This window comes from Pseudomonas ogarae (assembly GCF_014268695.2).
Classification (GTDB): domain Bacteria; phylum Pseudomonadota; class Gammaproteobacteria; order Pseudomonadales; family Pseudomonadaceae; genus Aquipseudomonas; species Aquipseudomonas kilonensis.
Genome location: NZ_CP077086.1, coordinates 5167528 through 5191552 on the forward strand (window position 1 = coordinate 5167528; position 24025 = coordinate 5191552).

Here is a 24025-nt window from a genome sequence, read left to right on the forward strand (position 1 = left end):
CGCTCCCACAGGGGTAAGCATTCCAATGTGGGAGCGAGCTTGCTCGCGATGGGGTCAGGCCAGGCACCACAAAAATCACCGCCCATGAAAAAGCCCCTCTTGCGAGGGGCTCCTTGTGCAGCCTTCAAACAACCATCGACATCAAGCCATCTGAATGATGGTCTGCATGATGGTGCTTTGGGTGGAGATGGTCTTGGCGTTCGCCTGGTAGTTGCTTTGCGCCTTGATCAGCTCGACCAGTTCGTTGGTCAGGTTGACGTTGGACTCTTCCAGGGAGTTGGAGACGATCGAACCCAGGGTCCCGGTTTCCGGGGCATCGTAGCCCGGGATGCCCGAGGCGAAGGTTTCTTTCCAGCTGGTGCCGCCTACCGGCTGCAAACCTTGCTCGTTGGTGAAACTGGCGAGGGCGAGCTGGCCGATCGGCTTGGTCTGGTTGTTGCTGAAGTTGGCCAGCAATACACCGCTGCCGTCGATGGTCAGGTTGGTGATCTGGCCGGTGGCGTAACCGTTCTGGGCCGGGATCGACCGGGCGGTGTCGGCGTTGAATTGGGTGGTGTTGGCCATGGAGATGGTAATTGTATCGGCGCCGTCGGCGCCATTGGCAGTCCACACACCGTTGGTCACGGTGCCAGGGATCCAATCATCCAGTTCCAAGTCGCTACTGGTGGTCGCGGGTGGAGTGGTGACCGTGGTCAACCTGCCGTTCGCGTCAAAGTTCATGGTCGAAGGCACCGCCAGGGTAGCGGCAGCGGTCGGCGAGCTACCGTCCAGGTTACGACCGTCGATCAGCGTGTAGACATCCCATTCATTCTCGCCAGTCTTGACCATGTATTGGTCCATGGAATGCTGGTTACCCTGGGTATCGTAGACCGGCGTGGTGAATTGCTTGGTGAAGGTGGATGTATCGGCCGGGTTGAACTGGTAAGGGGCCACTTGGCTGATCGCCGTCGCCGTCGAATTCAGGTTAATCGTCGACGAAACCAGGCTGGTCGCTTGAGGCGGCAGGTTCGAGGTGTCGATGCGCAGGTCGGTCAGGATGCCGTTGAGGATGTTGCCATTGGCATCCACGCCATAGCCCTGCAAACGCGCAGTGCCGTCGCTGTTGGTGATGAAGCCTTCCTTGTCGGTCTTGAAGGTACCGGCACGGGTGTAGCTCAGGGAACCGTCGTTGCTCAGGACAAAGAAGCCCGAACCCTGGATACCCATGTCCAGCACGTTGCCGGTGTTGTTGACGTCACCCTGGCTGAACTGCTGGGAGACGTTGGCCAGGCGCACGCCGTTGCCGACGGTCTTGGTGCCGGAACCCAGCTTGGTGGCCGAGTAGACGTCTTCGAATTCCGCACGGGACGATTTGAAACCGGTGGTCGCCACGTTGGCGATGTTGTTGCCGGTCACATCCAGATGCTTGTTGGCTGCATAGAGACCGCTAAGGCCGATGTTGAAAGACATGTTGACTCCTTTTGCCGGTTAGTCGGCTCTACATACCAATAGTTTGTACTTTGGACAGGGCAATGCTGCCCAGCCCGGCCAAGTTGAGCATCAGCTCACCACCCGTCTGGCTGATCGTCACGCTGCTGACAGTCGCCGGCAGGTTGGTAATCAGCGACACGGCCTTGCTGTCGATAGTGGTCGAAGCGGTGAAGGAGTAGGTGCCCGACTCGACCGTCGTGCCCGCGTCGTTCTTGCCATCCCAGATGAAGGCGGAGTTGCCGGCGTTCTGGCTGCCCAGGTCAATGGTGCGAACGGTCTTGCCGTCCTTGTCCACGATCTTGACGGCGACGGAAGACACCGATGTCGGTACCACCACGGTCCCGTTGAGGCTCTTGGAGGTATCGACCACCGCCTTGTCGCCCGGGGCGATGACCGAGCGGCCCACCAGTGACGAGGCTTGCAGGGCCTGGGACGAGTTGTAGTTGCTGGCGAGACCGCTCACGGTGTCGTTAAGAGTGGTGATGCCTTCCAGGCTGCTGAACTGCGCCAGCTGGGCAACGAACTCGCCGTTATCCTGCGGCTCCAGCGGGTTCTGGTTTTTCAGCTGGGTGACCAGCAATTGCAGGAACGCATCCTTGCCCAGCGACTGCGACCCAGTGGCCGAGCTCGTCGCCGAGGACAGGCCATCGGTGGTGGTGTTGGTCTTGACCGAGGAGTTGGCCAGAATCTCGTTGAGGCTCAAACCACTGGTTGTACTGGTAACGCTCATGTGACTCGCCCCTTATCACTGACCGAGGGTCAGGACCTTCTGCATCATGGTTTTGGCGGTGTTCATCATTTCGACGTTGGTCTGGAACGAACGGCTGGCGGAAATCATGTCGGCCATTTCTTCGACGACGTTGACGTTCGGGTAGTAGACATAACCCTTGGCGTCGGCAGCCGGATGGTTTGGCTCATAACGGGCATCGAGGTTGCTCTGGTCTTCGACCACGCCAAGCACCTGTACACCCTGCCCGGCCGCGTCCTGCTCCTGGAACAGCGAGTCGCTGCCGCCGGACTGGCCGCCCTGGAACATGGTGGCGAATACCGGGTGGCGAGCGCGGTAGGTCTGGTCGATGCTTGAGGAAACGGTCTCGGCGTTGGCGATGTTACTGGCGACGGTGTTCAGGCGAGTGGTCTGGGCACTCATGGCACTGCCGGCAATGTTGAATACGCTAGCAATCGACATGGCTTACTCTCCGCGCAGGGCCGATACCAGCCCTTTGAACTTGCTGTTGAGCAGGGTGAAGCTGGCCTGGAAGTTCACGGAGTTTTCCGTGTAGTTGGACTGTTCCAGTTGAGCGTCCACGGTGTTCTGATCGATCGAAGGTTGCATCGGCGTGCGATACATCAGCGATTCATCGCCATTGCCCAAGCCTTCGGCTTCGATATGACGGCTGTTGGTCATGTTCAAGGCGAAGTGGCCGTTCTTGGCCTTCTCGTTCTGCTCGGCGAGCACTTTGGAGAAGTCCAGGTCCCGAGCCTTGAAGTTCGGGGTGTCGGCGTTGGCGATGTTGTTGGCCAGGACTTCGGCGCGCTGGGCGCGGAAGCTCAGGGCCTGTTCGTGGATACCGAGCGCTTTATCGAAGCTGATGCTCATGTCGGAAACCTTTGGGTGACCAGAATGTACGTACGACGGCTAAAGCAAGCGCCGTGCCATTTTAAGAACCCCCATAAACCGGGGCTTTGCGGGCACCGGCAAAGCGGCAATGCCAGAAAAGCGGCAACGGGTTTCCGCAGGCTGCCGCTTTTCTGCCGCTTCTGCAGGACAAATGCGTTTCATTGTGGGAGCGAGCCTGCTCGCGATAGCGGTGTGTCAGTCCACATTGATGTCGCCAGGAGTACCGCATCGCGAGCAGGCTCGCTCCCACAGGAAGCAGTGGTGGACTGGAAGAAACCGGCAGGCAAAAAAAACGGGAGCCCCGTGAGGACTCCCGTTTTTTGACAGCTCAAGCCAATCACTTCGCCTGGTAGATGATCCCCGGGCTGCATTGGACCATCTGGTAATGATCCGGCAAACCGTTCAACGCCTCGGAAGCGCCGAGGAACAGGTAACCGCCCGGCTTGAGCGTGCTGTGGATGCGCAGCAGAATGTCTTTCTTCACTTCGGCAGAGAAGTAGATCAGCACGTTGCGGCAGAACACGATGTCGAACTTGCCCAGGCTGGCATAGCTGTCCAGCAAGTTGAACGAACGGAACTCCACGCGGCTCTTGATCGGCGCCTTGACCACCCATTTACCCGGCCCCTTGGGGTCGAAGTAACGTTGCAGGCGATCCGGCGACAGGCCCCGGCCGATGGCCAGGCTGTCGTACTCGCCGGTCTTGCAATTATTGAGCATGGTCCCGGACAGGTCGGTGGCGACAATCTGCACGCCGCCTTTCAACTGGCCGAGGTTGGACCGCTCGAACTCATCGATGGACATCGACAGCGAATAGGGTTCCTGCCCCGACGAGCAGGCCGCCGACCAGATCCGCAGGCGTTGGCCCGGGCTGGCCTTGATGGCCGCCGGCAGCACTTTGTTCTTCAACACCTCGAACGGATAGGTGTCACGAAACCACAGGGTTTCGTTGGTGGTCATCGCATCCACCACCATCTCGCGCAAACCACTGCGCGGCTGGGTCTGGATACGCTGCACCAGTTCGCCCAATGACTTGAGGCCCTGTTGCTCCATCAATTTATTGAGACGGCTCGACACCAGGTATTGCTTGTTTTCACCAAGCAAGATGCCACAGGCTTTTTCCAGGAAGACCCGGAACTGTTCGAAATCCAAATTACCCGTAGACAAGATACCGCCTCTTTCATCGTGTTGACTTGCCGGGCGCACAACGCGCCCGACCTTTGCTTTATTCTGCTGCCTTGATCCTATCGACGACCCTGGAAGCCAGGTCGTCAGGGCGGAATTTCGCCAGGAAATCGTCGGCACCGACCTTCTTGACCATCGCCTGGTTGAAAACCCCGGACAGCGAAGTATGCAAGATGATGTGCAGCTTTTGCATGCGCGGGTCGCTGCGGATTTCCGACGTCAGGGTGTACCCGTCCATCTCCGGCATTTCAATGTCGGAGATCATCATCAGGAATTCTTCCTCGGGCTTCTTGCCCTCGTCGACCAACTTGCGCAGGTAATCCAGCGCCTGCCGCCCGTCGTTCAACGCCACCACCTCGACACCGACCGTTTGCAGGCAACGGGTCACCTGCTTGCGGGCCACAGAAGAGTCATCGACGGTCAACACCCGCAACGAAATCGCCTTGTGCTGGGTTTCGGCATCCACCACCCCCGCGGAGATCGCTTCCGGCGTGGGCGCTACTTCGGCGAGGATTTTCTCCACGTCGATGATTTCCACCAACTGGTTATCGACCCGGGTCACTGCCGTGAGGTAGTGATCGCGGCCGGTGCCCTTGGGCGGTGGATGGATCTCTTCCCAGTTCATGTTGACGATGCGCTCCACCGAGCGCACCAGGAACCCCTGGGTCTTGGTGTTGTACTCGGTGATGATCACAAACGGATTGCTCTGGTCCAGCAACCGACCGGAACCGGTCGCCATCGCCAGATCGAGAATCGGGATGGTCGCTCCCCGGATATTGGCCACACCGCACACAACGGGGCTGGACTTGGGCATCAGGGTCAGCTTGGGGCATTGCAGCACCTCGCGGACCTTGAATACGTTGATCCCATACATCTGTTGGCCGTCGAGACGGAACAACAACAGCTCCAGGCGATTCTGACCGACCAGCTGAGTGCGCTGGTTTACCGAATCCATTACTCCCGCCATGCCCTGACTCCTACGTAACGCTAATGTGTCCGACGCGCATTCATCACTAAACGGCACGGGGCTTGCTATTGAACCGGCATGAACGCACAAACGACATTTTCTCGACGCCTGACCACTCACTGCCGCCACTGGCTCGGTGCACTGTTGGCTGTCTGCCTGTTCACTTCGGGCGGTCCTGCCCTTGCTGCTGTTCCGGTTACCTTGCCTGATCTCCTTATCGGCGTCACTCAGGGCTTTCTTGAATTCACCGTAGAAGACTATCTGGCTACCAGTCAAACCGAAGGTCGCTACGAAATCGAAGTCAACCAGCTCGACCCGCGCCTGCGCATGCCGATGTGCGACAAGGAATTGACTGCCTCGCTGGAGAGCCCGGCCAGGCCCCTGGGCCGCGTCACGGTGAAGGTTCGTTGCGACAGCGCCACGCCCTGGACGGTGTTCGTGCCCGCTCAAGTGCGCCTGTTCCGGGACATTGTCACCACCACGCGTCCGCTCAAGCGGGCCGGGATCGTCGAGCCCCAGGACGTGATGTTGCGCGAACGGGACATCAGCCAGATCAACCAGGGCTTCCTGACCTCCGTCGACCAGGCCATCGGGCAGAAACTTGTCCGACCAATGGTCGCCGATCAGATCGTGACGCTGGTGCACTTGGAGCAGGCCGAGGTGGTCCGCAAGGGCGACCAGGTGGTCATCACCGCCCGCAGCGGCTCCATGGCCGTGCGGATGCCCGGCGAAGCCCTGTCCAATGGCGGCATGCGCGAACAGATACGGGTTAAAAACCTTAATTCCCAGCGCGTCATCAAGGCACAAGTGGTGGCCCCAGGCCAAGTGGAAGTGGCGATGTAATGACCTGGTAGAGGAGGTAGAAAGCTGGCGCTTGATCCCGGTGTTCCCTAGACTGTGCCTTACGCAAAGGCAAGCGCAGACGTGCGCACGTTCATTGAATAAATGAGCCTAAAGTTTTTTTGGGGATGGCCGAAAACATGGCAAGCGTCCAAATACCCAGAGGTTTTTTACCATGGTCATCGATTTCAATCGTTTAAACAGCTCTTCACCGCTGACAGGCACTACGCGTACCAGCGCCACCAAGGAAACCGTCGAAGCCGACAAATCCGCGCCGCTGCCTACACCCGCCGAACAAGTCAGCAACGGGGAGTCGGTACACCTCAGCAATGAGGCTCAGCAGTTGCAGAAGGTCACTGACAAGCTGCGCGATCAACCTGTCGTCGACAACGCCCGCGTGGCCGAGTTGAAAGCAGCAATCGCCGATGGCAGCTACAAAGTCGACAGCAACCGCGTAGCCAGCAAACTGCTCAACTTCGAAGCCCAGCGCTAGGCCACCGCCTGCGCCAGGCTTTTGGACGCTTAAGACCCAAGGCCAGCCATGCACGACACTAATTTATTGCAACTGATCATCGACGACTTTGCTCCAGCGCAACAATTGCTGGAATTGTTGCAGGCCGAATCCGTGGCACTGCACGGTCGCGACATGCCTCTGCTGGAGAATATCCTGGCGCAGAAACAGGCATTGATCATCTTGCTTGACCAGCATGGCCGCAAACGCAGCGAGATCCTCGCCAGCCTCAACCTGCCCGCCAGCCATGACGGCCTTGAGCAACTGGCCAGCCAGTCGACGATTGGTGATCAACTGCTGTCCCAGAGCAAAGCCCTCAACGACCTGCTCGCCCAGTGCCAGACAACCAACGCTCGCAACGGCCAGTCGATCCTGATGCAGCAGGCCGCCACCGCCAACCAGTTGCGCATTCTCAACGGTGGCGAGATCCCGACGCTGTATGACGCTCGCGGCTCGACCGCCAAGATGGTCAAGCACCGCCCGCTCAGCCAGGCATGAAACGAACAATGCCTTCGCTCTATCAACGCGCGATACATGCTGGCAAAATGCCGGCCATTCGTAGTCGTATTTTGCCTGGAGACTGACTCACCGTGTTCAATGCCTCAAACGCGGATGATGCTCCGCAGCCGCCCAAGGTCCTCACCACGCCCCTGGAAATCTCCGGCAACCTGCGGATGCTGCAAGAGAGCCACGACCCGCTGATCATTACCTTCCATGAACGTAGCCAGCGCTTCCAGAGCTATCTGGTCAACGTCGACCGCGAGACCAACTCCATTGCCCTGGATGAAATGATCCCCCGGGACGGCGAGCGTTTCCTGCTGGCCGGCGAGCCGTTTCGTGTCGAGGGTTTCCATGACGGCGTGCGCATCGCATGGGATGGCAAGGGTCCACTGACCATTGATGAATCCAGCGACGGTCGCTGTTATCGCGGCGCCCTGCCCGACGAAGTGGTCTACCACCAACGTCGCAACGCCTTCCGCGCCGCCCTGAAACTGGCACAACTGGTGAGCGTTGAACTGGGCGGCGACAAGCTCAAGTCACCGGTGGATGGCAAGCTGCTGGACATCTCCGCCACCGGTTGCAAGTTGCGTTTCGACGGCGACATCACGCAGCGACTGCAATTGGGCCAGGTGTATGAGCGCTTCATCGCAGCCCTGCCGTTTGGCAACATGACCGCGCCAGTCGAGCTGCGCTACCTGCATTTCGAAGAAAGGATCAACACCACGTTCGCCGGTGTACGCTTTCACAACATCAGCGGCCTGGTGCAACGGCAGGTCGAGCGGTTCGTCTACCAGCTCCAGCGAGAAGCCCGGCGCTTCGATAAAGACGACCTCTGATCGTCGAACCATAAAAAACGGGCAGTCCCTTGCGGTGACCGCCCGTTTTTTTATGTCTGCTTCAAGGCCTGGCCTGGGTAAAACTCGGTGTCTCAGGCGCCTCGGTTTCAGTTTCAGCCTCGGCCGCAGTCTCAGTTGCCGGCTCAGGCTCCACGTCCGGATTGGCTGGCGACTGCATCTGCTCCTGCACCACCTGCTCATCCACCCGTGGATCAAGGCACGCCACCAAAGGCGAACTCGACATGCTGTCCGGCATCGCCACGTGATGCAGCGGTGCATCATCGACCTGATGCAGGTTGGTCACCGCTTTCGGCCGGATCCGCCACACCAGCACCAAAGCGAAGAAGGCGAAAAAGCCGTAGAGCATCTGGCTGCCGAACATCTTCATCAGCACACCGGCCACCAGCGGCCCGATACTGGCGCCAACGCCATAGGTCACCAGCAGCATTGCGGTCAGGGACACCCTTCGATCAGCTTCGACGTGGTCATTGGAAAATGCCACCGCCAGCGGATACAGGCAGAACTGCACCAGCGAACAGAAGAATCCCGCGACGAACAGCACCTCCAGCGGCACCGTCGGAAGAATCGCCAACGGCAGCGCACAGATCGTCAGGACCAGCGCAAAGCAGCGGATCAGCAGCGCCCGGTCATAACGGTCGGACAGCCACCCCAGCGGCCACTGCACCAGCAATCCGGCGAAGATGCAGCTACCCATGAACAGACCGACCTGCTCGGTCGACAGGCCCTGCTGAGAGGCATACAGGGGCGCCAGGCCATAGAACGAGCCGACGATCAACCCGGAACCCAGCACCGTACTCAATGACTGCGGCACACGCTTGATGAAGAAGCGCGGCTCCATGGGTGCCGGATGCAGCGCCGCCGGGTGAATTCGCCGGGTCAGTGTCACCGGCACCAGGCACAAGGCGAAGCACAGCGCCACCAGCATCAACAGCTCAGGCCCCAGGGCCGGGTGCATGACCAGGATCAACTGGCCCAGCACCAGCCCCAGATAGGAGGCAATCATGTAGCCGCTGAACACCACGCCACGCTGCTTGGCGTCGGCTTGCTCGTTGAGCCAGCTCTCGATGACCATGTACTGGCACATCATCCCGAGGCCGACAATCATCCGCAGCACGATCCAGGCCGGCAGCCAGTCCACCAGGCCATGGCCCAGTACTGCCGCCCCGACAATCCCGGCGCAGGCCGAATAGGCGCGGATGTGCCCGACGCGGGCGATCAGCCGGTGGCCGATCTTGCCACCCAGCACCAGGCCGAAATAGTTGGCGGCCATCAGCGCACCAACCCAGAGGCTGTCCACGTGGTCGGCGGCCAGGCGCAAGGCCAGGTAAGTACTCAAGAGGCCCGAGCCGATCAACATCATCAGCGAGGCGAAATAAAGCGCTCGAAAAGGTTTCCAGATTTGGCGCATCGGCGTTCCGAGCGGCTCCTTGAGGTGAGTAAGGGCTACCTGTTGAAGATAGCCCGAATGCGACGGTTCGTTATGCCTGGGCCGCGAGGACACGCCTTTCCCAGGGCGTGATTTCATCGAAGAAGCTGGTCAGTTCCAGGGTCTTGGAGGCGATGTAGCCTTCGATGAACTCCGTACCGAACAGTTCCTTCGCCAGATGACTACGCTTCAGACGCTCCAGGGCAGCATGCAAGGTACATGGCAGCGACAGATTATCCGGCACTTCGAATTCGCCCTGGATCGCCGCGCTCGGCTCCAGGCGATGTTCGATCCCATACAGCCCGGCGGCCAGGCTGGCGGCAATCGCCAGGTAGGGGTTGGCATCGGCCCCCGGCAAGCGGTTCTCGACCCGCCGGGCCACCGGCGAACTGGCGGGAATCCGCAACCCGGCCGAACGGTTGTCATGGGACCAACAGGCATTGTTCGGTGAGGCGAACGGGTGGCACAGGCGCTGGTAGGAATTCACGTTCGGTGCGAACAAGGCGGTGAAATCCGCCAGGCATGCCTGTTGCCCGCCGATGAAGTGCCGGAAAGTGGCCGTCGGTTCGCCTGCCTCGTCGCTGAAGACGTTGCGACCGCTGTCCGCCTCGACGACGCTCTGATGGATGTGCATCGAACTGCCCGGCGTGTGGGCCAGGGGCTTGGCCATGCAGACCACGGTCAGGCCGTGCTTGAGCGCCACTTCCTTGAGCAGGTGCTTGAACAGGAAGGTCTGGTCGGCCAACAACAAAGGGTCGCCGTGCAGCAGATTGATCTCGAACTGGCTCACACCCATTTCATGCATGAAGGTGTCACGAGGCAGGCCCAGCGCCGCCATGCATGCATAGACTTCACTGAAGAACGGGCGCAGGCCGTTGTTGGAGCTGACGCTGAACGCCGAATGGCCATCTTCGCGACGCCCGTCCAGGCCCATCGGCGGCTGGAACGGCTGGGTCGGGTCCGGGTTGGGGGCGAACACGAAGAATTCCAGTTCGGTCGCCACTACCGGCGCCAGGCCAAGGGCTGCATAGCGAGCGACAACGGCCTTGAGCTGGCCGCGCGTCGAGAGCCGGGAGCTTTCACCGGTCAACTCGTCGGCATCGCAGATCGCCAGGGCACGGGGCTGCTGGCTCCAAGGCAGGCGATGAATCTGTTTCGGATCGGCCACCAGCGCCAGGTCGCCGTCATCGCTGCCGTAGAAACGCGACGGCGGATAACCGCCCATGATGCATTGCAGCAGCACGCCCCGCGCCAACTGCAACCGCCGGCCTTCGAGGAAACCCTCAGCGGTCATTACCTTGCCCCGCGGCACACCATTCAAATCCGGCGTGACACATTCAATCTCATCAATGCCCGTCAGTCGCTGCGCGAGTGAACGCTGGCCATCGGTCGTCATGACGCAATCCTTGTTATGTGCGAGCCGCGAACGGCAACCCGTACAAAATAGGCTTCGGCTGTTCGGAATATCAAGCACCCACAAAAATAAACTACAAGCCTTGGAATACATTGTGGGAGCGAGCCTGCTCGCGATGGCGATGTATCAGTCAACTCAATATTGGCTGAGCCGACGCCATCGCGAGCAGGCTCGCTCCCACAAGGAATTTGTGGTGCCAGGGATCTTTATGAAGGGCACGCTCAGGGCAGATAAAGCCGGAACACTCCGCCACCCAACACACCGCCATTGGCAATCTCGGTACGCCCGCTCACGCCGCCGCGCTGGTGCAGCCCGGCGATCCGCGCGGCGAAGTACAGGCCCAGCCCGGTGCTGCCAGTGCTGTGGTTGATGCCCTGCACATACTCGGCCTGACGCTCGATCATCTCTTGCGGGTAACCTTCGCCGTCGTCGTTGATGGTCAGCACCAGTTGCCCGGCTTCATCGCTGACACTGATCAACAGCGCCTGGCGCGCATGGCGAATGGCGTTGTTGATGCAATTGTCGAGCACCGACGCCACCAGCTCACGGTCGAAAAAGCCCAAGGGGCTGAGCGGATCGACGTCATAGGTGACCATGATCCCGCGACTGCGGAACACGTCCTGATGGCCGGCCAGTTGCGCCTCGATGAAGTCATCCAGCTCATGGTAGGCCGGGTGCAGCGGCAACTGGTTGACGCCGAGCTTGTACAGCCCCAGCAATTGCACCATGAGACCATTGAGATGGGCGAACTCGAACTCGATGACGCCCTGCTCCGAGGTTTGCCGCTCGGATTCGGGCAAGCGTTCGAGCCATTGCCCATGCGCCTGCATGAGCAAGGTCAGGGAGTTTTTCATGTCGTGCACGGTCGACGCGATCACCGTAGAAAAATCGAGGGCCTGTTCACTGTCATTCATCGCCAAATGCCTTGCTTCGCAGTTTTTGATAACGCGCAAAACGCGCATCGGTGTCGGGCATCATGCCCACCAGTTTCAGGCAGGCGCGGCACTCCTGCAGCAGTTCCGACTCCACGCTGGTGTCGGTGCCATGCAGCAGCGATTGCGCCATGTTCAGGGCAATACTGATGTTCTTCGGTTGCATCTTCAGGGCTCGGCGGAACAGCTCCCGCGCCTGCGGCAACGCGCCGGTCTTGTAGACCCGCACGCCTTCGCGGTTCAACTCGGCGGCGGCATTACCTTGATTGAGGATGTTCGGGTCGTCGGTCAGCTTGGCGATGCCTTGCATCACCGTCGGGTCATCACCGTAGATTTCCGCGCAGTTCTTGAGCATCGACTCGCCGGCGCTGGTCTGGCCAAGCATTTGCAACTGCTTGGCCACCAGCAACGCGGCCTCGGCGCTCATGAATTGCTCCATGCCATCGAGGCGCTGCAAGGCCTGTTCGGTGAGCTTCTCGGCGGTTTCGGCATCGTTGAGCAACAGGCTGGTGGCCTTCATCAGCCGCGCCCGAACCTGCAACCCCGGGTCGTTGAGGTTCTCCTTCGCCACGGCGCTGAGCGTGGTGTTGATCTCCAGCCGGGTGCGGGTGTCGAGGCCTTTTTCGCTGCCCTTGCTGATCAACGCATGGGCCAGGCCGAGGTTGCTTTCCGGGTCCTTGAAGCGCGACTGCGCGCCCTGCCCGACCGCCTGGCGATAGGCCCGGGAAGCCGTGTCATAGTCTTCGTTGGTCATCGCCAGCTTGCCCAACAACGATTGGCGGCGCACCGCCAGCGGCGACAGGCGCACCGCCTCTTCCAGCACGTGCTGCGCCTGTTTGGTGTCACCTTCGGCCACCAGCACGTCGGCCATGCCGTCGTACAACGCCGGCATCATTGGAAAGACTTTCAGGGCCTTTTCATAAACGGCCTTGGCCTGCCCCACCTGGCCGCGCTTGAACATCAACTTGCCCAGCCCCGCGTAAGCCCACGGTAACGGGCGATCCGCGATGATGGAGTTATACAGTCGTTCAAGGGCCTCGTTCTGATTCAAGTCGCGCAACGCATCGGCCCGATAACGCAGGCACAACGGCCCGTAGCGCGGGTCCTGCTTGCACAGGGCGATGCAGGCATTGAGCACTTCCATCGGCTTGCCACGATCGAGGGCCTGCAGGATCGGCTTGAGCAGGGTCTTGCGCTGCTCGAGCCGCTCCAGCCGCTGGGCCAGGCCGGAGCGGTTGAACGGTTTGGTCAGGTACGCATCAGGCTCATGCTCCAGGGCACTGAGCACCATCGCCTGGCTGGTCTCGGCGGTCACCATGAGGAAAACACTTTCATGGCTGATCAACTTTTCGACCATCAGGTCTTCAAGCACCTGCTGGCCATTCTTGCGCCCATCGCCCAGGTGATAATCCTGCAGGATGAAGTCATAGCGTTTCTGCGAACACATGCGCAGCGCCACTTCACCGGTGTCAGCGGTGTCCACGTCCTTGACGCCCAGCTCACGCAGCATGGAGCGGATCGAACTGCGGAAATCCGAGAAATCATCGACGATCAGAAAACTTTTTTGGTGGTACGCCAGCATCGAGGATGTCCAGGCAAGTAAGAAAATAACCCAATGGCATAACAACGAAACGCCCTGTCACAGCCCCGAGGCGCGCAGATGATAGCCACCAGCCAGCAACGTTCAAGGGATTTCAGCAACCACCTGGCCTGGCTGTGTCGTGACGCACATTGCGAGCCGAAACGCTGGAGACAACCGGGCTCATCGGGTTATCGGCAGGAGATGGCGTTCCGTTAAGGGGAAACGCGTGGGAGAAACCGAGTGCGAGGGATCAGCTAAACACAGAACCCGTGGCGAGGCTGTTGATCGCTCGGGAAATGGGGATGCGAGAAGAAAAAGTCAGCGGCAATTTCGCTAACCCATTGTTTATAATGGTGTCCCAGGGCAGGTTCGAACTGCCAACCTTCCCCTTAGGAGGGGGATGCTCTATCCAATTGAGCTACTGAGACACGAGTCGACCACGAGAGACGCGGTGCGCAGGACGGCGTGCATGTTAACGACCCGCCCTGCGTTTGTCATGTCGCCCATGGCTTTTTAAGTGTAGGCAAATAGTACTCCCTGTAAGGCTGACAGATCCTGGACGCCGAGCTTGGGCCGCCATTCATCTGTCCTGGCTCGCTTATCCTAGTAAATCGGCCATTTGCCACTATCCTGTACAAGACAGGGACGGCACAGGTTTTTGTCCATTTCCGTTATCCGCCAGACGGTATGGCACATAGACACAATCCGACGGTCACAGATGCGAACCTGTTGTTTTTTTACCAACCAGTCCGCATTTTTTGATGAAGGGTACTGGCATAACGCCTTTACCCGGATCAGAATTTGTCACAGAATTGGCGCCAATGATCTGGCAATTTTGAGGCATGATGCGGGCCTCTTAACAATTCAGGTTGAACATTTGGCAATGGAGCTTGTCCTATCGACATCCTGCGGCCAATCCCGAGAACCGCTTCCCTGAACTAACCGGTTAAATATATGCGCCCATTGAAACAGGCAATTTATTCCAGCCGTACGGCTGACAAGTTCGTCGTGCGTCTGCCAGACGGAATGCGGGAACGCATTGCCGAAGTGGCTCGCAATCATCACCGCAGCATGAACTCTGAAATCATCGCGCGCCTTGAGCAAAGCCTTATTCAGGAAGGCGCGTTGGGTGAAGAGTTGAGCATGCGCCTGGACAGCCCGGAGCTGTCATTGCATGAGCGCGAACTGCTTCAACGCTTCCGACAACTCTCCCATCGCCAGCAGAACGCCCTCGTTTCGCTGATTGCCCATGACGCAGAAATGGCCGCAGACGCGACCTGATAGCCCCCAAATACTCAAGCCAGCCTCGTGCTGGCTTTTTTTTGCCTGGCGTTTGGCCCAAGCCTGCATTTCAAGCGTTCATCAGAGCCATCGAATCAGCACCACTACTGATCCATGGCAGTGATGCTAAATTGATCCGCTAAAAGCATGGACCCGGAGTCCTGCATGAAAGGTCACGCATTCAAGATCCAAAGAATCCCAGGGCTGGGCGTGGAAATCGTCGAGGCCGATTCAGATCGAACGTTTGCCCGGCATATGCACGAACATTTTGGTATTGGCTTGCTTGTGCGTGGGGCGCAACGTTCAGCCAGTGGCCGAGGCCAGGTAGAAGCGACGGCTGGCGACCTTATATCGGTCAATCCGGCCGAAGTGCATGACGGCGCGCCCATCGGAGACGGAACGCGTCGTTGGCAGATGCTGTATTTCGACCCGCCACTGATTGCACAGGTATTAAAGGATATGGCGAACGATGGGGGCGTCTGCGCCCAGGAATTTGCTTATCCGGTGCTGCAAAGCCCGCGCGCGGCCGAATTGTTCCGCACTTTGTACCAAGCCGTCGCTGAAGCCGAGGAGTTTGGCGATCACCTGAAGATCGAAGAAACGCTCGTGCTTTTGCTCGGACATTTGCTGGATCGCTCCATACCGGTATCGTCTTTGCCGGAGGTCGCGGCAAACCGTGCAAAAGCCTTGATCGACGACGATCCACAGTCGTCCATGTCGCTTGCCCAGCTCGCCAGGGAGGCCGATTTAAGCCGCTTTCAACTGGTGCGCGCCTTCACCCGCCTGACTGGTTTGACACCCCACGCCTATCTGCTGCAACGACGTATCCACCGAACACGACAACTGATCGCTGCTGGCATGCCGCTGGCCGATGCGTCCCTGGCCAGCGGTTTCGCCGATCAGAGCCATATGACCCGATGCTTCGTGCGCAGCTTTGGATTCTCACCCGGCATGTACGCCCGGAAAGGACACCCGTAGCGACCTGCAATTTCGTTCAAGACGCCCCTCCTCACCGCAGGCAGGCTGGAGACTTCATAACTGCCAAGGTCGGCGTCGCATGAACCTCGAATTTTTTGTCACTTCCCTGATCGTCGCAGCTTCGCCGGGCACTGGCGTGGTCTATACGGTTGCAGCTGGCCTGGCCCGGGGCTGGCGCGCGAGTGTGGTAGCCGCATTGAGTTGCACCCTGGGGGTCGTGCCACACATGCTGGCAGCCATCACGGGCCTCGCTGCACTGCTGCACACCAGCCCACTGGCCTTTGAGATCATCAAGTACCTTGGCGTCGCTTACCTGCTGTGGATGGCATGGAGCACGCTCCAGAGCCATGGGGCATTGCATATTGATCCGCACAAGACTCCGCGTTCGAATGGCGCGGTGATTTTTTCGGGCATCTTGCTCAACCTGCTGAATCCAAAGCTGTCGATTTTCTTCCTGGCCTTTCTACCGCAATTTCTCACGCCAGAAGAAACGGATGCCATGTGGCGCATGCTGCAACTGAGCTTCATTTTCATGGCGATCACCTTTGCCATCTTCGTCATCTATGGCGTGTTCTGCGCATCGATGCGTCGCCATGTTCTGGAGCGTCCATCCGTGTTGCAGTGGTTGCGCCGGCTATTCTCGGCAGCTTTTGTGTTACTGGCGGCACGATTGGCGTTGATGCAGTGATGCGCGGGGGATTTTGCGGGGGGCAGGGTTGGTGTGTATATCCATTGCTGCGGTAACGGCGGCTTAGGGTTCCGCCCTGACGGCGGGTCACTTTCGAAAAGCGCGAAAGTAACCAAAGCGCTCATGCCCCACCACTCGGCACCTCGCCTAGGCTCGGTGTGCCCTCACTCCGGCATTGCTCCGTGGGCCCGCCGCGAAGGGCCATCCATGGCCCAGCGCGGCTACCTCGGCATCCATGCCGAGGTGCCCACTGCGCAATGCCTGCGTTCGGCCATCGTGGTTAACGGGGCGCCGAGATCAACGTCCACCACGAGGCGGCCTTATAGCCGACCTGGTTCTTCCGGTCGTACTCCGATCCAATTGTGGGAGCGAGCTTGCTCGCGATAGCGGTGGTGCAGTTGCATAGAGGCTGGACCTGCCAGCTGCTCTTGTCTTTAGTCTTGACGCCCCGCAATCCAAAAGAAGCGCAAAAAAAAACGGCGCTTCCCATTTCTGGAAGCGCCGTTTTTTCTAAGTGGACAGTATTACGCCAAACAGACGGGTTTCTTGATGAGTGACTCAGAGCAGGAAAATCGTCGCCAATCCCAGGAAGATGAAGAACCCGCCACTGTCAGTCACTGCGGTAATCATGACACTGGCGCCCATGGCAGGGTCACGGCCCATGCGGGCCAGGGTCATGGGGATCAAGACCCCCATCAATGCCGCCAACAACAGATTGAGCGTCATCGCGGCCGTCATGACCACCCCCAACGACCAACTGCCATAGAGCAGATAAGCCACCACGCCAATCACACCACCCCAAATCACGCCGTTGATCAGGGACACAGCCAGCTCCTTGCGCATCAATCGCGATGTGTTGCCAGTGCTGACCTGGTCCAGCGCCATGGCACGGACGATCATGGTGATGGTCTGGTTGCCAGAGTTGCCACCGATGCCGGCGACGATGGGCATCAGCGCCGCAAGCGCCACCAGTTTTTCGATGGAGCCTTCGAACAGACCGATGACCCGGGAGGCAACAAACGCTGTGATCAGATTGATCGCCAACCAGGCCCAGCGGTTACGCAGGGACTTCCAGACCGAGGCGAAGATGTCTTCTTCTTCGCGCAGACCGGCCATGTTGAGGACTTCGCTTTCGCTTTCCTCACGAATCAAGTCGACCATTTCATCGATGGTCAGACGGCCGATCAGTTTGCCGTTCTTGTCGACCACCGGCGCCGAAATCAAGTCATAACGTTCGAACGCCTGGGCCGCATCATAGGCATCTTCGTCCGGGTGAAAGCTCACCGGATCGCTGGCCATCACCTCGGCCACCTGTTTTTCCGGGTCGTTGACGAGCAGGCGCTTGATGGGCAGCACGCCCTTGAGCACGCCGTCGTAGTCGACCACAAACAGTTTGTCAGTATGCCCCGGCAGCTCCTTGAGGCGACGCAGGTAGCGCAAGACCACTTCAAGGCTGACGTCCTCGCGGATCGTCACCATCTCGAAGTCCATCAGCGCACCGACCTGCTCCTCGTCGTAGGACAACGCCGAACGCACACGCTCACGCTGCTGGCCGTCGAGGGCTTCCATCAGTTCATGGACAACGTCCCGCGGCAGTTCGGGCGCAAGGTCGGCGAGTTCGTCGGCGTCCATTTCCTTGGCCGCCGCCAGCAACTCGTGATCATCCATGTCGGCGATCAGGGTTTCGCGAACCGAGTCCGACACTTCGAGCAGGATGTCACCGTCGCGATCAGCCTTGACCAACTGCCAGACCGTCAGACGCTCTTCCAGTGGCAGGGCTTCAAGAATGTAGGCAACGTCGGCGGAGTGCAGATCATCGAGCTTGCGTTGCAGCTCGACGAGATTCTGCCGGTGGACCAGGTTCTCGACCCGGTCATGATGCGGACCTTCCTGGCGATGCGTCAGGTCTTCGACGACCCGCTGGCGATGCAGCAGCTCAATAACTTGAGCGAGGCGATCCTGAAGGCTTTCCTGCGTTTTTTTTACTTCTACTTGGGTCATAGGCGAACTCCACTCCCAGCAGTGGAGCACGCCGGAAGGATCAATCAGTCAATTCATGATTGGCAAAACTAAATATTGAGTAACTACTGGGTAAGTCCATGGAGATATTCCAAAGCCCCGGCGGGGCTGACGGGCGCAATCATACACCGCTTGACGCTTTAAAACGCTAAAAAATCATGGCAAGAACAAGCGCTTGCGAGACAAACCTGAACACAGGCTGAACCTGTTCCTTTACGACGACTTATCCAGAAAAGAAAACACACGCCGCGGCAGAAATGCGGCGACTACCCTTCTCTTCTGCACCGTCAAGGAGGACGACCGGATGCACCTCAACCACTGCCTGTTCCTGCTCGCCTGCTTGCCCTGCCTGCCTTTATCGGCTGCCGGGCAGACCGTGCATCGCTGCGAAAACATCACAGGGCACGTGACATTCACGACCCTGAGCTGCGGCCCGGGAGAAGCCCTGTCGCTACAACAGATCCACCCCTACCGCCCAGGTTCGACCGAACCGACGAGCGAGGCGATGCTGCCCGAAGCGGAGCGCCGGCAAACATCCAGCAACAAAACCACACGCAAGGAACCGACCGTGGTTGGTCAGTTCCAGGACCGTTGCGGGAACCTCATCGATGCCAGGCAACGTCGCGACGCCATCCTGGACCGACGCATCATCGCGGGCATGAGCCAACAGGACGTAGAGAGCGCCCTGGGCAAGCCAGACTCGATCAAAGTTCGGAATTCGAGCACACGGTATAGCTACAAGGCGAAGAAAGGTCGCAGTGCAGAGGTCGTATTCGATGAGAGAGGATGCGTGAAAGGCAAATCGTAGACAGCAAAAAGCCCGCGTAAACGCGGGCTTTTTGGTGTTTGGTGCACTCGACAGGATTCGAACCTGTGACCGCTCGGTTCGTAGCCGAGTACTCTATCCAGCTGAGCTACGAGTGCAAGTTGTGGTTTTATACCAGATCACAACTGGTTGAAGCCAAGTTATTTGCATTGCTGCAAACAACTCTTAAATGGTGCACTCGACAGGATTCGAACCTGTGACCGCTCGGTTCGTAGCCGAGTACTCTATCCAGCTGAGCTACGAGTGCATTTGTTGCCGCGCATTATAGGTCGTCAATTCCTTTTGTAAAGCGCTTTTTTCAGTAACTTCAAGCACTTACTGATCAAGCCAGGTTTTGACGCACTAAAAAATAATGGCGGAGAACGGGGGATTCGAACCCCCGACACCCTTTTGAGGTGTACTCCCTTAGCAGGGGAGCGCCTTCGGCCACTCGGCCAGCTCTCCGCAACACGGGGCGTATATTAACCACCTTCATCCCCGTTTGCAAACATAAAAATCGATAAAAATTAATGGCTTGGTTCGTCGTCCTTCTCTTTCTTGATACGCAGGTAAATTTCCTCGCGGTGTACAGCAACCTCTTTCGGGGCGTTGACGCCGATACGCACTTGGTTTCCTTTGACGCCGAGCACGGTCACGGTGATTTCGCCATCGCCAATAATCAGGCTTTCTGCACACCGACGGGTCAGAATCAGCATACCTTTCTCCTCACGCAATTCACTTAAGGGACAACAGTCTGCAAAAAAAAGGCATTGGACCTACAACCGAAACGGTCGAAGCCTACAGGCCTAGTATTGACCAGCGCGGGCAAAAGAACAGTTTTGGGACGCGCCATTCAGAAAAACAAAGGGCGCGGTCCAGCCGCGCCCTCCAGACAACGCTTTACTCGCCCGGTTGGGCAGCAGCGTCGAGTTCGAAAGCCGTGTGCAGGGCGCGCACGGCCAGTTCCAGGTATTTCTCTTCGATCACCACGGAAACCTTGATTTCCGAGGTAGAGATCATCTGGATATTGATGCTTTCCTTGGCCAGGGATTCGAACATGCGGCTGGCCACGCCTGCGTGGGAGCGCATGCCGACACCGACGATCGAGACCTTGGCAATCTTGGTATCGCCCACCACTTCCCGAGCACCGATCTCGCTAGCGGTTTTTTTCAGTATCGCTTCAGCAGACTGGTAGTCGTTACGGTGCACGGTGAAGGTGAAGTCAGTGGTGTTATCGTGCGAGACGTTCTGCACGATCATGTCGACTTCGATGTTCGCGGCACTGATCGGGCCGAGAATCTTGAACGCCACGCCGGGGGTGTCTGGCACGCCACGGATGGTCAGCTTGGCTTCATCGCGGTTGAAAGCGATGCCGGAAATGATCGGCTGTTCCATGGATTCCTCTTCATCAATAGTAATGAGGGTGCCCGGACCCTCTTTGAAGCTGTGCAGAACGCGCAGCGGAACGTTGTACTTGCCGGCGAATTCGACCGCCCGGATCTGCAACACCTTCGAACCGAGGCTGGCCATTTCCAGCATCTCTTCGAACGTGATCTTGTCCAGGCGCTGGGCTACAGGCACGACCCGTGGGTCAGTGGTGTAGACACCGTCCACATCGGTGTAGATCTGGCATTCGTCAGCCTTGAGGGCCGCTGCCAGCGCTACGCCCGTGGTGTCGGAACCGCCACGACCGAGGGTGGTGATGTTGCCCTGCTCGTCCACGCCCTGGAAACCGGCGACGACCACGACACGGCCAGCCTTCAGGTCGCCGCGAATCTTCTGGTCGTCGATCTGCAGAATACGCGCTTTATTGTGCGCGCTGTCCGTCAGGATACGCACCTGGTTGCCGGTGTAGGACACCGCCGGCACACCACGCTTGATCAGCGCCATTGCCAGCAAGGCGATGGTCACCTGCTCGCCGGTGGAAACGATCACGTCCAGCTCACGGGGAACCGGTTGCTGGTCGCCGCTGATTTGCTTGGCCAGATCGATCAGACGGTTGGTCTCGCCGCTCATTGCCGACAGCACAACCACCAGGTCATCGCCCGCCTCGCGGAATTTCTTAACCTTGTCGGCGACTTGTTCGATTCTCTCGACAGTGCCGACCGAGGTGCCTCCAAATTTCTGTACGATCAAAGCCATTTCAAAGCCGCCTCTGCCCATGAAGGGCGCCCAATAAATCACTCAAACAGCGGCTGGGCTCGTCACTAGACCACGAGCCCAGCGGCGCTGCCTTAAATACCCTGCTCTACAAATGCAACGGTCTGGGCCAGTGCCGCGTCCAGTGCGCCGACGTCGGTACCACCGCCTTGCGCCATGTCCGGACGACCACCGCCCTTGCCGCCCACTGCCGCAGCGGCTTGCTTCATCAAATCACCGGCTTTGAGTTGGCCAGTCAGGTCTTTGGTCACGCCTGCGACGAGAACGACCTTTTCCTCATGGACACTGCCGAGCAGGATCACTGCGCGGCCGAGTTTGTTTTTCAGTTGATCGACCAGCGCCAGCAGCGCCTTGCCATCCTGGCCATCCAGACGCACAGCCAGCACGTTCACGCCCTTGACGTCCACGGCCTGGGCCGACAGATCGTCGCCCGCGGCGCTGGCGGCCTTGGCCTGCAACTGCTCGAGTTGCTTTTCCAGCAGGCGGTTGCGCTCCAGCACAGCCGACAGCTTGTCGATCAGGTTGTCACGGCTGCCCTTGATCAGGGTTGCCGCTTCCTTGAGTTGTTCTTCGGCCGCGTTGAGGTACGCCAGGGCCGCCGCGCCGGTGACCGCTTCGATCCGGCGCACGCCGGATGCCACGCCACCTTCGCTGATGATTTTCATCAGGCCGATGTCACCGGTGCGGTTGGCGTGGATGCCACCGCACAGCTCAACGGAGAAGTCGCCCATGCTCAGCACGCGCACGCTGTCGCCGTACTTCTCGCCGAACAACGCCATCGCGCCCTTGCGCTTGGCGGTCTCGATGTCGGTTTCTTCGGTTTCCACCGGGGAGTTCTTGCGAATCTCGGCGTTGACGATTTCTTCCAACGCCTTGAGCTGCTCAGGCTTGATGGCTTCGAAATGACTGAAGTCGAAGCGCAGGCGCTGACTGTCCACCAACGAACCCTTCTGCTGGACATGCTCGCCCAGCACCTGGCGCAACGCAGCGTGCAGCAAGTGCGTGGCGGAGTGGTTCAGCGACGTGGCATGTCGAACGTCGGCGTCGACATGGGCGGCCACCGGGGCTGCGATCATCAGGCTGCCCGAAGCCAGCACGCCATGGTGCAGGAAGGCGCCGCCGGTCTTGGTGGTGTCACGTACGTCGAAACGCGAGCTGCCCGCCTGCAGGTAACCGCTGTCGCCGATCTGGCCGCCGGATTCGGCGTAGAACGGGGTCTTGTCCAGCACGATCACGCCTTCCTGGCCTTCGCTCAGGATGTCGACCGACTGCCCATCCTTATAGATGGCAACGATCTTGGCCGAGCCGGTGGTGCCCGCATAACCGGTGAACTCGGTGGCCACATCAACCTTGACCAGGCTGTTGTAGTCCATGCCAAAGGAGCTGGCGGAACGCGCACGCACCCGCTGGGCGTCCATCTCGCGCTCGAAACCTTCCTCGTCGAGGGTCAGATTGCGTTCGCGGGCGATGTCGCCGGTCAGGTCCATCGGGAAACCGTAGGTGTCGTACAGCTTGAACACCACATCGCCCGGAACCACGTTGCCCTTGAGCTCGGCCAGGTCCTGCTCGAGGATCTTCAGGCCTTGCTCCAGGGTCTTGGCGAATTGTTCTTCTTCAGCCTTGAGCACGCGCTCGATGTGCGCCTGCTGGGACTTGAGCTCCGGGAAGGCTTCGCCCATCTCGGCCGCCAATGCCGCGACGATCTGATAGAAGAAGCTGCCCTTGGCGCCCAGCTTGTTGCCGTGACGGCAGGCGCGGCGGATGATCCGGCGCAGCACATAACCGCGGCCTTCGTTGGAAGGCAGAACACCGTCGGCAATCAGGAAACCGCAGGAACGGATGTGGTCGGCCACCACTTTGAGCGACGCCTGGTTGTCGTTGGTGCAACCGATGGCCTGGGCCGACGCGCTCAGCAGGCTCTGGAACAGGTCGATTTCGTAGTTGGAGTGAACGTGCTGCAGCACCGCACTGATCCGCTCCAGGCCCATGCCGGTGTCGACCGACGGCGCTGGCAGCGGATGCAACACGCCATCGGCGGTGCGGTTGAACTGCATGAACACGTTGTTCCAGATCTCGATGTAGCGGTCGCCGTCCTCTTCCGGCGAGCCGGGTGGGCCGCCCCAGATGTCGGCGCCGTGATCGTAGAAAATCTCGGTGCACGGGCCGCACGGGCCGGTGTCGCCCATGGTCCAGAAGTTATCGGAGGCGTAAGGCGCGCCCTTGTTGTCGCCAATGCGCACCATGCGCTCAGCCGGGACACCGACCTCTTTGGTCCAGATGTCATAGGCTTCGTCGTCGGTAGCGTAGACCGTTACCCAGAGCTTCTCCTTGGGCAGGTTCAGCCACTTGTCGGAGGTCAGGAAGGTCCAGGCGAAGGTGATGGCGTCGCGCTTGAAATAGTCACCGAAGCTGAAGTTACCCAGCATTTCGAAGAAGGTGTGGTGACGTGCGGTATAGCCGACGTTTTCCAGGTCGTTGTGCTTACCGCCGGCACGCACGCACTTCTGGCTGCTCACCGCACGGGTGTAGGCACGTTTTTCCTGGCCCAGGAAGCAGTCCTTGAACTGGTTCATCCCCGCGTTGGTGAACAGCAGGGTCGGGTCGTTGCCCGGAATCAAAGAGCTGGAGGCTACTCGGGTGTGGCCTTGCTCTTCGAAGAAGCGAAGGAAGGCTTCACGGATTTCTGCGCTTTTCATTAGGTTCTTCCACGGAGGCTGCGGCCAAAGGCCTGTGCAAAACGTCAACAGACGAAGCAACGGCAAAGGGCCGCATTATATCGGCCCTGCGCGT

22 protein-coding genes and 4 tRNA genes are annotated in these 24025 nt (G+C 59.2%); 8 read left to right on the forward strand and 18 right to left on the reverse strand.

From position 1 onward, the window contains the following. Positions 1–141 precede the first annotated feature (141 nt). The 6 genes from flgE to HU749_RS22675 all read right to left on the reverse strand — a co-directional run bounded on the left by flgE (position 142) and on the right by HU749_RS22675 (position 5241). Positions 142–1449 (reverse strand): flagellar hook protein FlgE, encoded by a 1308-nt coding sequence (flgE, locus tag HU749_RS22650; protein WP_079305448.1) that lies wholly within the window; start codon positions 1447–1449, stop codon positions 142–144. Between the two features lie 28 nt (positions 1450–1477). Then, positions 1478–2200, reverse strand: coding sequence for a flagellar hook assembly protein FlgD (gene flgD / locus HU749_RS22655; protein WP_046062535.1), 723 nt, complete (start codon positions 2198–2200; stop codon positions 1478–1480). A 15-nt stretch (positions 2201–2215) separates the two neighbouring features. Continuing rightward, positions 2216–2659, reverse strand: coding sequence for a flagellar basal body rod protein FlgC (flgC, locus tag HU749_RS22660; RefSeq protein WP_014339780.1), 444 nt, complete (start codon positions 2657–2659; stop codon positions 2216–2218). 3 nt (positions 2660–2662) lie between these two features. Next, entirely contained in the window at positions 2663–3070 is a 408-nt protein-coding gene (flgB, locus tag HU749_RS22665; protein WP_014339781.1) for a flagellar basal body rod protein FlgB, read from the reverse strand. 358 nt (positions 3071–3428) lie between these two features. Further along, positions 3429–4256: a protein-glutamate O-methyltransferase CheR gene (gene cheR, locus HU749_RS22670; protein ID WP_003204735.1), complete on the reverse strand. Its 828-nt coding sequence runs from the start codon at positions 4254–4256 to the stop codon at positions 3429–3431. Between the two features lie 58 nt (positions 4257–4314). Beyond that, positions 4315–5241, reverse strand: coding sequence for a chemotaxis protein CheV (locus HU749_RS22675; RefSeq protein ID WP_046062536.1), 927 nt, complete (start codon positions 5239–5241; stop codon positions 4315–4317). Positions 5242–5319: 78 nt separating this feature from the next. Here HU749_RS22675 and flgA point away from each other — a divergent pair, with 78 nt between their 5' ends. From flgA to HU749_RS22695, 4 genes are all read left to right on the forward strand, one after another. Next, positions 5320–6084 carry a flagellar basal body P-ring formation chaperone FlgA gene (gene flgA, locus HU749_RS22680; protein WP_079305446.1) on the forward strand — a complete coding sequence of 255 codons (765 nt, stop codon included), beginning with the start codon at positions 5320–5322 and terminating at the stop codon, positions 6082–6084. Positions 6085–6256: 172 nt separating this feature from the next. Further along, positions 6257–6574 (forward strand): flagellar biosynthesis anti-sigma factor FlgM, encoded by a 318-nt coding sequence (flgM, locus tag HU749_RS22685; protein ID WP_014339785.1) that lies wholly within the window; start codon positions 6257–6259, stop codon positions 6572–6574. A 48-nt stretch (positions 6575–6622) separates the two neighbouring features. After that, a complete protein-coding gene (locus HU749_RS22690; RefSeq protein ID WP_079305444.1) occupies positions 6623–7090 on the forward strand; it encodes a flagella synthesis protein FlgN in 468 nt (155 codons plus the stop codon). A 92-nt stretch (positions 7091–7182) separates the two neighbouring features. Beyond that, positions 7183–7929, forward strand: a complete 747-nt coding sequence (locus HU749_RS22695) for a flagellar brake protein (RefSeq protein WP_186650455.1) — start codon at positions 7183–7185, stop codon at positions 7927–7929. A gap of 61 nt (positions 7930–7990) precedes the next feature. Here the strand turns inward: HU749_RS22695 and HU749_RS22700 are convergent, their stop codons facing one another. The 5 genes from HU749_RS22700 to HU749_RS22720 form a co-directional block, all read right to left on the reverse strand. Next, positions 7991–9358, reverse strand: coding sequence for an MFS transporter (locus HU749_RS22700; protein WP_186650453.1), 1368 nt, complete (start codon positions 9356–9358; stop codon positions 7991–7993). A 70-nt stretch (positions 9359–9428) separates the two neighbouring features. Beyond that, the gene (locus HU749_RS22705; protein WP_162471107.1) at positions 9429–10670 is read right to left on the reverse strand and encodes a glutamine synthetase family protein; all 1242 of its coding nucleotides are present in this window, start codon (positions 10668–10670) and stop codon (positions 9429–9431) included. Between the two features lie 341 nt (positions 10671–11011). Next, positions 11012–11704, reverse strand: a complete 693-nt coding sequence (locus HU749_RS22710) for a sensor histidine kinase (RefSeq protein WP_079305440.1) — start codon at positions 11702–11704, stop codon at positions 11012–11014. Continuing rightward, the gene (locus HU749_RS22715; protein WP_003204752.1) at positions 11697–13304 is read right to left on the reverse strand and encodes a tetratricopeptide repeat-containing response regulator; all 1608 of its coding nucleotides are present in this window, start codon (positions 13302–13304) and stop codon (positions 11697–11699) included. Before HU749_RS22715 ends, HU749_RS22710 begins: the two co-directional genes overlap by 8 nt. Before the next feature lie 351 nt (positions 13305–13655). After that, positions 13656–13732, reverse strand: a tRNA-Arg gene (locus HU749_RS22720). A gap of 526 nt (positions 13733–14258) precedes the next feature. Between HU749_RS22720 and HU749_RS22725 the strand changes: the two genes are divergently transcribed. The 3 genes from HU749_RS22725 (at position 14259) to HU749_RS22735 (ending at position 16251) form a co-directional block, all read left to right on the forward strand. Next, entirely contained in the window at positions 14259–14585 is a 327-nt protein-coding gene (locus tag HU749_RS22725) for an Arc family DNA-binding protein (protein ID WP_003204761.1), read from the forward strand. Between the two features lie 165 nt (positions 14586–14750). After that, positions 14751–15563 carry an AraC family transcriptional regulator gene (locus HU749_RS22730; protein ID WP_079305438.1) on the forward strand — a complete coding sequence of 271 codons (813 nt, stop codon included), beginning with the start codon at positions 14751–14753 and terminating at the stop codon, positions 15561–15563. A gap of 79 nt (positions 15564–15642) precedes the next feature. Continuing rightward, a complete protein-coding gene (locus HU749_RS22735; protein WP_079305436.1) occupies positions 15643–16251 on the forward strand; it encodes a LysE family translocator in 609 nt (202 codons plus the stop codon). A gap of 558 nt (positions 16252–16809) precedes the next feature. Here the strand turns inward: HU749_RS22735 and mgtE are convergent. Further along, a complete protein-coding gene (mgtE, locus tag HU749_RS22740; RefSeq protein ID WP_018612646.1) occupies positions 16810–18252 on the reverse strand; it encodes a magnesium transporter in 1443 nt (480 codons plus the stop codon). A 322-nt stretch (positions 18253–18574) separates the two neighbouring features. On the opposite strand from mgtE, the gene HU749_RS22745 reads away from it, so the two are divergent. Beyond that, positions 18575–19078 (forward strand): hypothetical protein, encoded by a 504-nt coding sequence (locus HU749_RS22745; RefSeq protein WP_046062551.1) that lies wholly within the window; start codon positions 18575–18577, stop codon positions 19076–19078. Between the two features lie 39 nt (positions 19079–19117). Here the strand turns inward: HU749_RS22745 and HU749_RS22750 are convergent. The 6 genes from HU749_RS22750 to alaS form a co-directional block, all read right to left on the reverse strand. Beyond that, positions 19118–19194 (reverse strand) — tRNA-Arg (locus HU749_RS22750). Between the two features lie 72 nt (positions 19195–19266). Beyond that, positions 19267–19343 (reverse strand) — tRNA-Arg (locus HU749_RS22755). Positions 19344–19449: 106 nt separating this feature from the next. After that, a tRNA-Ser gene (locus tag HU749_RS22760) sits at positions 19450–19540 on the reverse strand. Positions 19541–19602: 62 nt separating this feature from the next. Then, positions 19603–19791, reverse strand: a complete 189-nt coding sequence (gene csrA / locus HU749_RS22765) for a carbon storage regulator CsrA (RefSeq protein WP_003178872.1) — start codon at positions 19789–19791, stop codon at positions 19603–19605. A gap of 184 nt (positions 19792–19975) precedes the next feature. Next, positions 19976–21217, reverse strand: a complete 1242-nt coding sequence (locus HU749_RS22770; protein WP_046062552.1) for an aspartate kinase — start codon at positions 21215–21217, stop codon at positions 19976–19978. Positions 21218–21309: 92 nt separating this feature from the next. Then, the gene (alaS, locus tag HU749_RS22775; protein WP_079305434.1) at positions 21310–23931 is read right to left on the reverse strand and encodes an alanine--tRNA ligase; all 2622 of its coding nucleotides are present in this window, start codon (positions 23929–23931) and stop codon (positions 21310–21312) included. Positions 23932–24025: the final 94 nt, after the last annotated feature.

Excerpts from the sequence above, each read along its gene's own strand:
- flgD (WP_046062535.1), bottom strand. The coding sequence starts at position 2,200 with ATGAGCGTTACCAGTACAACCAGTGGTTTGAGCCTCAACGAGATTCTG.
- flgE (WP_079305448.1), bottom strand. The coding sequence starts at position 1,449 with ATGTCTTTCAACATCGGCCTTAGCGGTCTCTATGCAGCCAACAAGCAT.
- alaS (WP_079305434.1), bottom strand. The coding sequence starts at position 23,931 with ATGAAAAGCGCAGAAATCCGTGAAGCCTTCCTTCGCTTCTTCGAAGAG.
- HU749_RS22710 (WP_079305440.1), bottom strand. The coding sequence starts at position 11,704 with ATGAATGACAGTGAACAGGCCCTCGATTTTTCTACGGTGATCGCGTCG.
- flgB (WP_014339781.1), bottom strand. The coding sequence starts at position 3,070 with ATGAGCATCAGCTTCGATAAAGCGCTCGGTATCCACGAACAGGCCCTG.
- flgA (WP_079305446.1), top strand. The coding sequence starts at position 5,320 with ATGAACGCACAAACGACATTTTCTCGACGCCTGACCACTCACTGCCGC.
- HU749_RS22705 (WP_162471107.1), bottom strand. The coding sequence starts at position 10,670 with ATGACCGCTGAGGGTTTCCTCGAAGGCCGGCGGTTGCAGTTGGCGCGG.
- HU749_RS22725 (WP_003204761.1), top strand. The coding sequence starts at position 14,259 with ATGCGCCCATTGAAACAGGCAATTTATTCCAGCCGTACGGCTGACAAG.
- flgC (WP_014339780.1), bottom strand. The coding sequence starts at position 2,659 with ATGTCGATTGCTAGCGTATTCAACATTGCCGGCAGTGCCATGAGTGCC.
- HU749_RS22770 (WP_046062552.1), bottom strand. The coding sequence starts at position 21,217 with ATGGCTTTGATCGTACAGAAATTTGGAGGCACCTCGGTCGGCACTGTC.
- HU749_RS22715 (WP_003204752.1), bottom strand. The coding sequence starts at position 13,304 with ATGCTGGCGTACCACCAAAAAAGTTTTCTGATCGTCGATGATTTCTCG.
- HU749_RS22675 (WP_046062536.1), bottom strand. The coding sequence starts at position 5,241 with ATGGCGGGAGTAATGGATTCGGTAAACCAGCGCACTCAGCTGGTCGGT.
- mgtE (WP_018612646.1), bottom strand. The coding sequence starts at position 18,252 with ATGACCCAAGTAGAAGTAAAAAAAACGCAGGAAAGCCTTCAGGATCGC.
- HU749_RS22690 (WP_079305444.1), top strand. The coding sequence starts at position 6,623 with ATGCACGACACTAATTTATTGCAACTGATCATCGACGACTTTGCTCCA.
- HU749_RS22745 (WP_046062551.1), top strand. The coding sequence starts at position 18,575 with ATGCACCTCAACCACTGCCTGTTCCTGCTCGCCTGCTTGCCCTGCCTG.
- HU749_RS22730 (WP_079305438.1), top strand. The coding sequence starts at position 14,751 with ATGAAAGGTCACGCATTCAAGATCCAAAGAATCCCAGGGCTGGGCGTG.
- HU749_RS22735 (WP_079305436.1), top strand. The coding sequence starts at position 15,643 with ATGAACCTCGAATTTTTTGTCACTTCCCTGATCGTCGCAGCTTCGCCG.
- flgM (WP_014339785.1), top strand. The coding sequence starts at position 6,257 with ATGGTCATCGATTTCAATCGTTTAAACAGCTCTTCACCGCTGACAGGC.
- HU749_RS22700 (WP_186650453.1), bottom strand. The coding sequence starts at position 9,358 with ATGCGCCAAATCTGGAAACCTTTTCGAGCGCTTTATTTCGCCTCGCTG.
- csrA (WP_003178872.1), bottom strand. The coding sequence starts at position 19,791 with ATGCTGATTCTGACCCGTCGGTGTGCAGAAAGCCTGATTATTGGCGAT.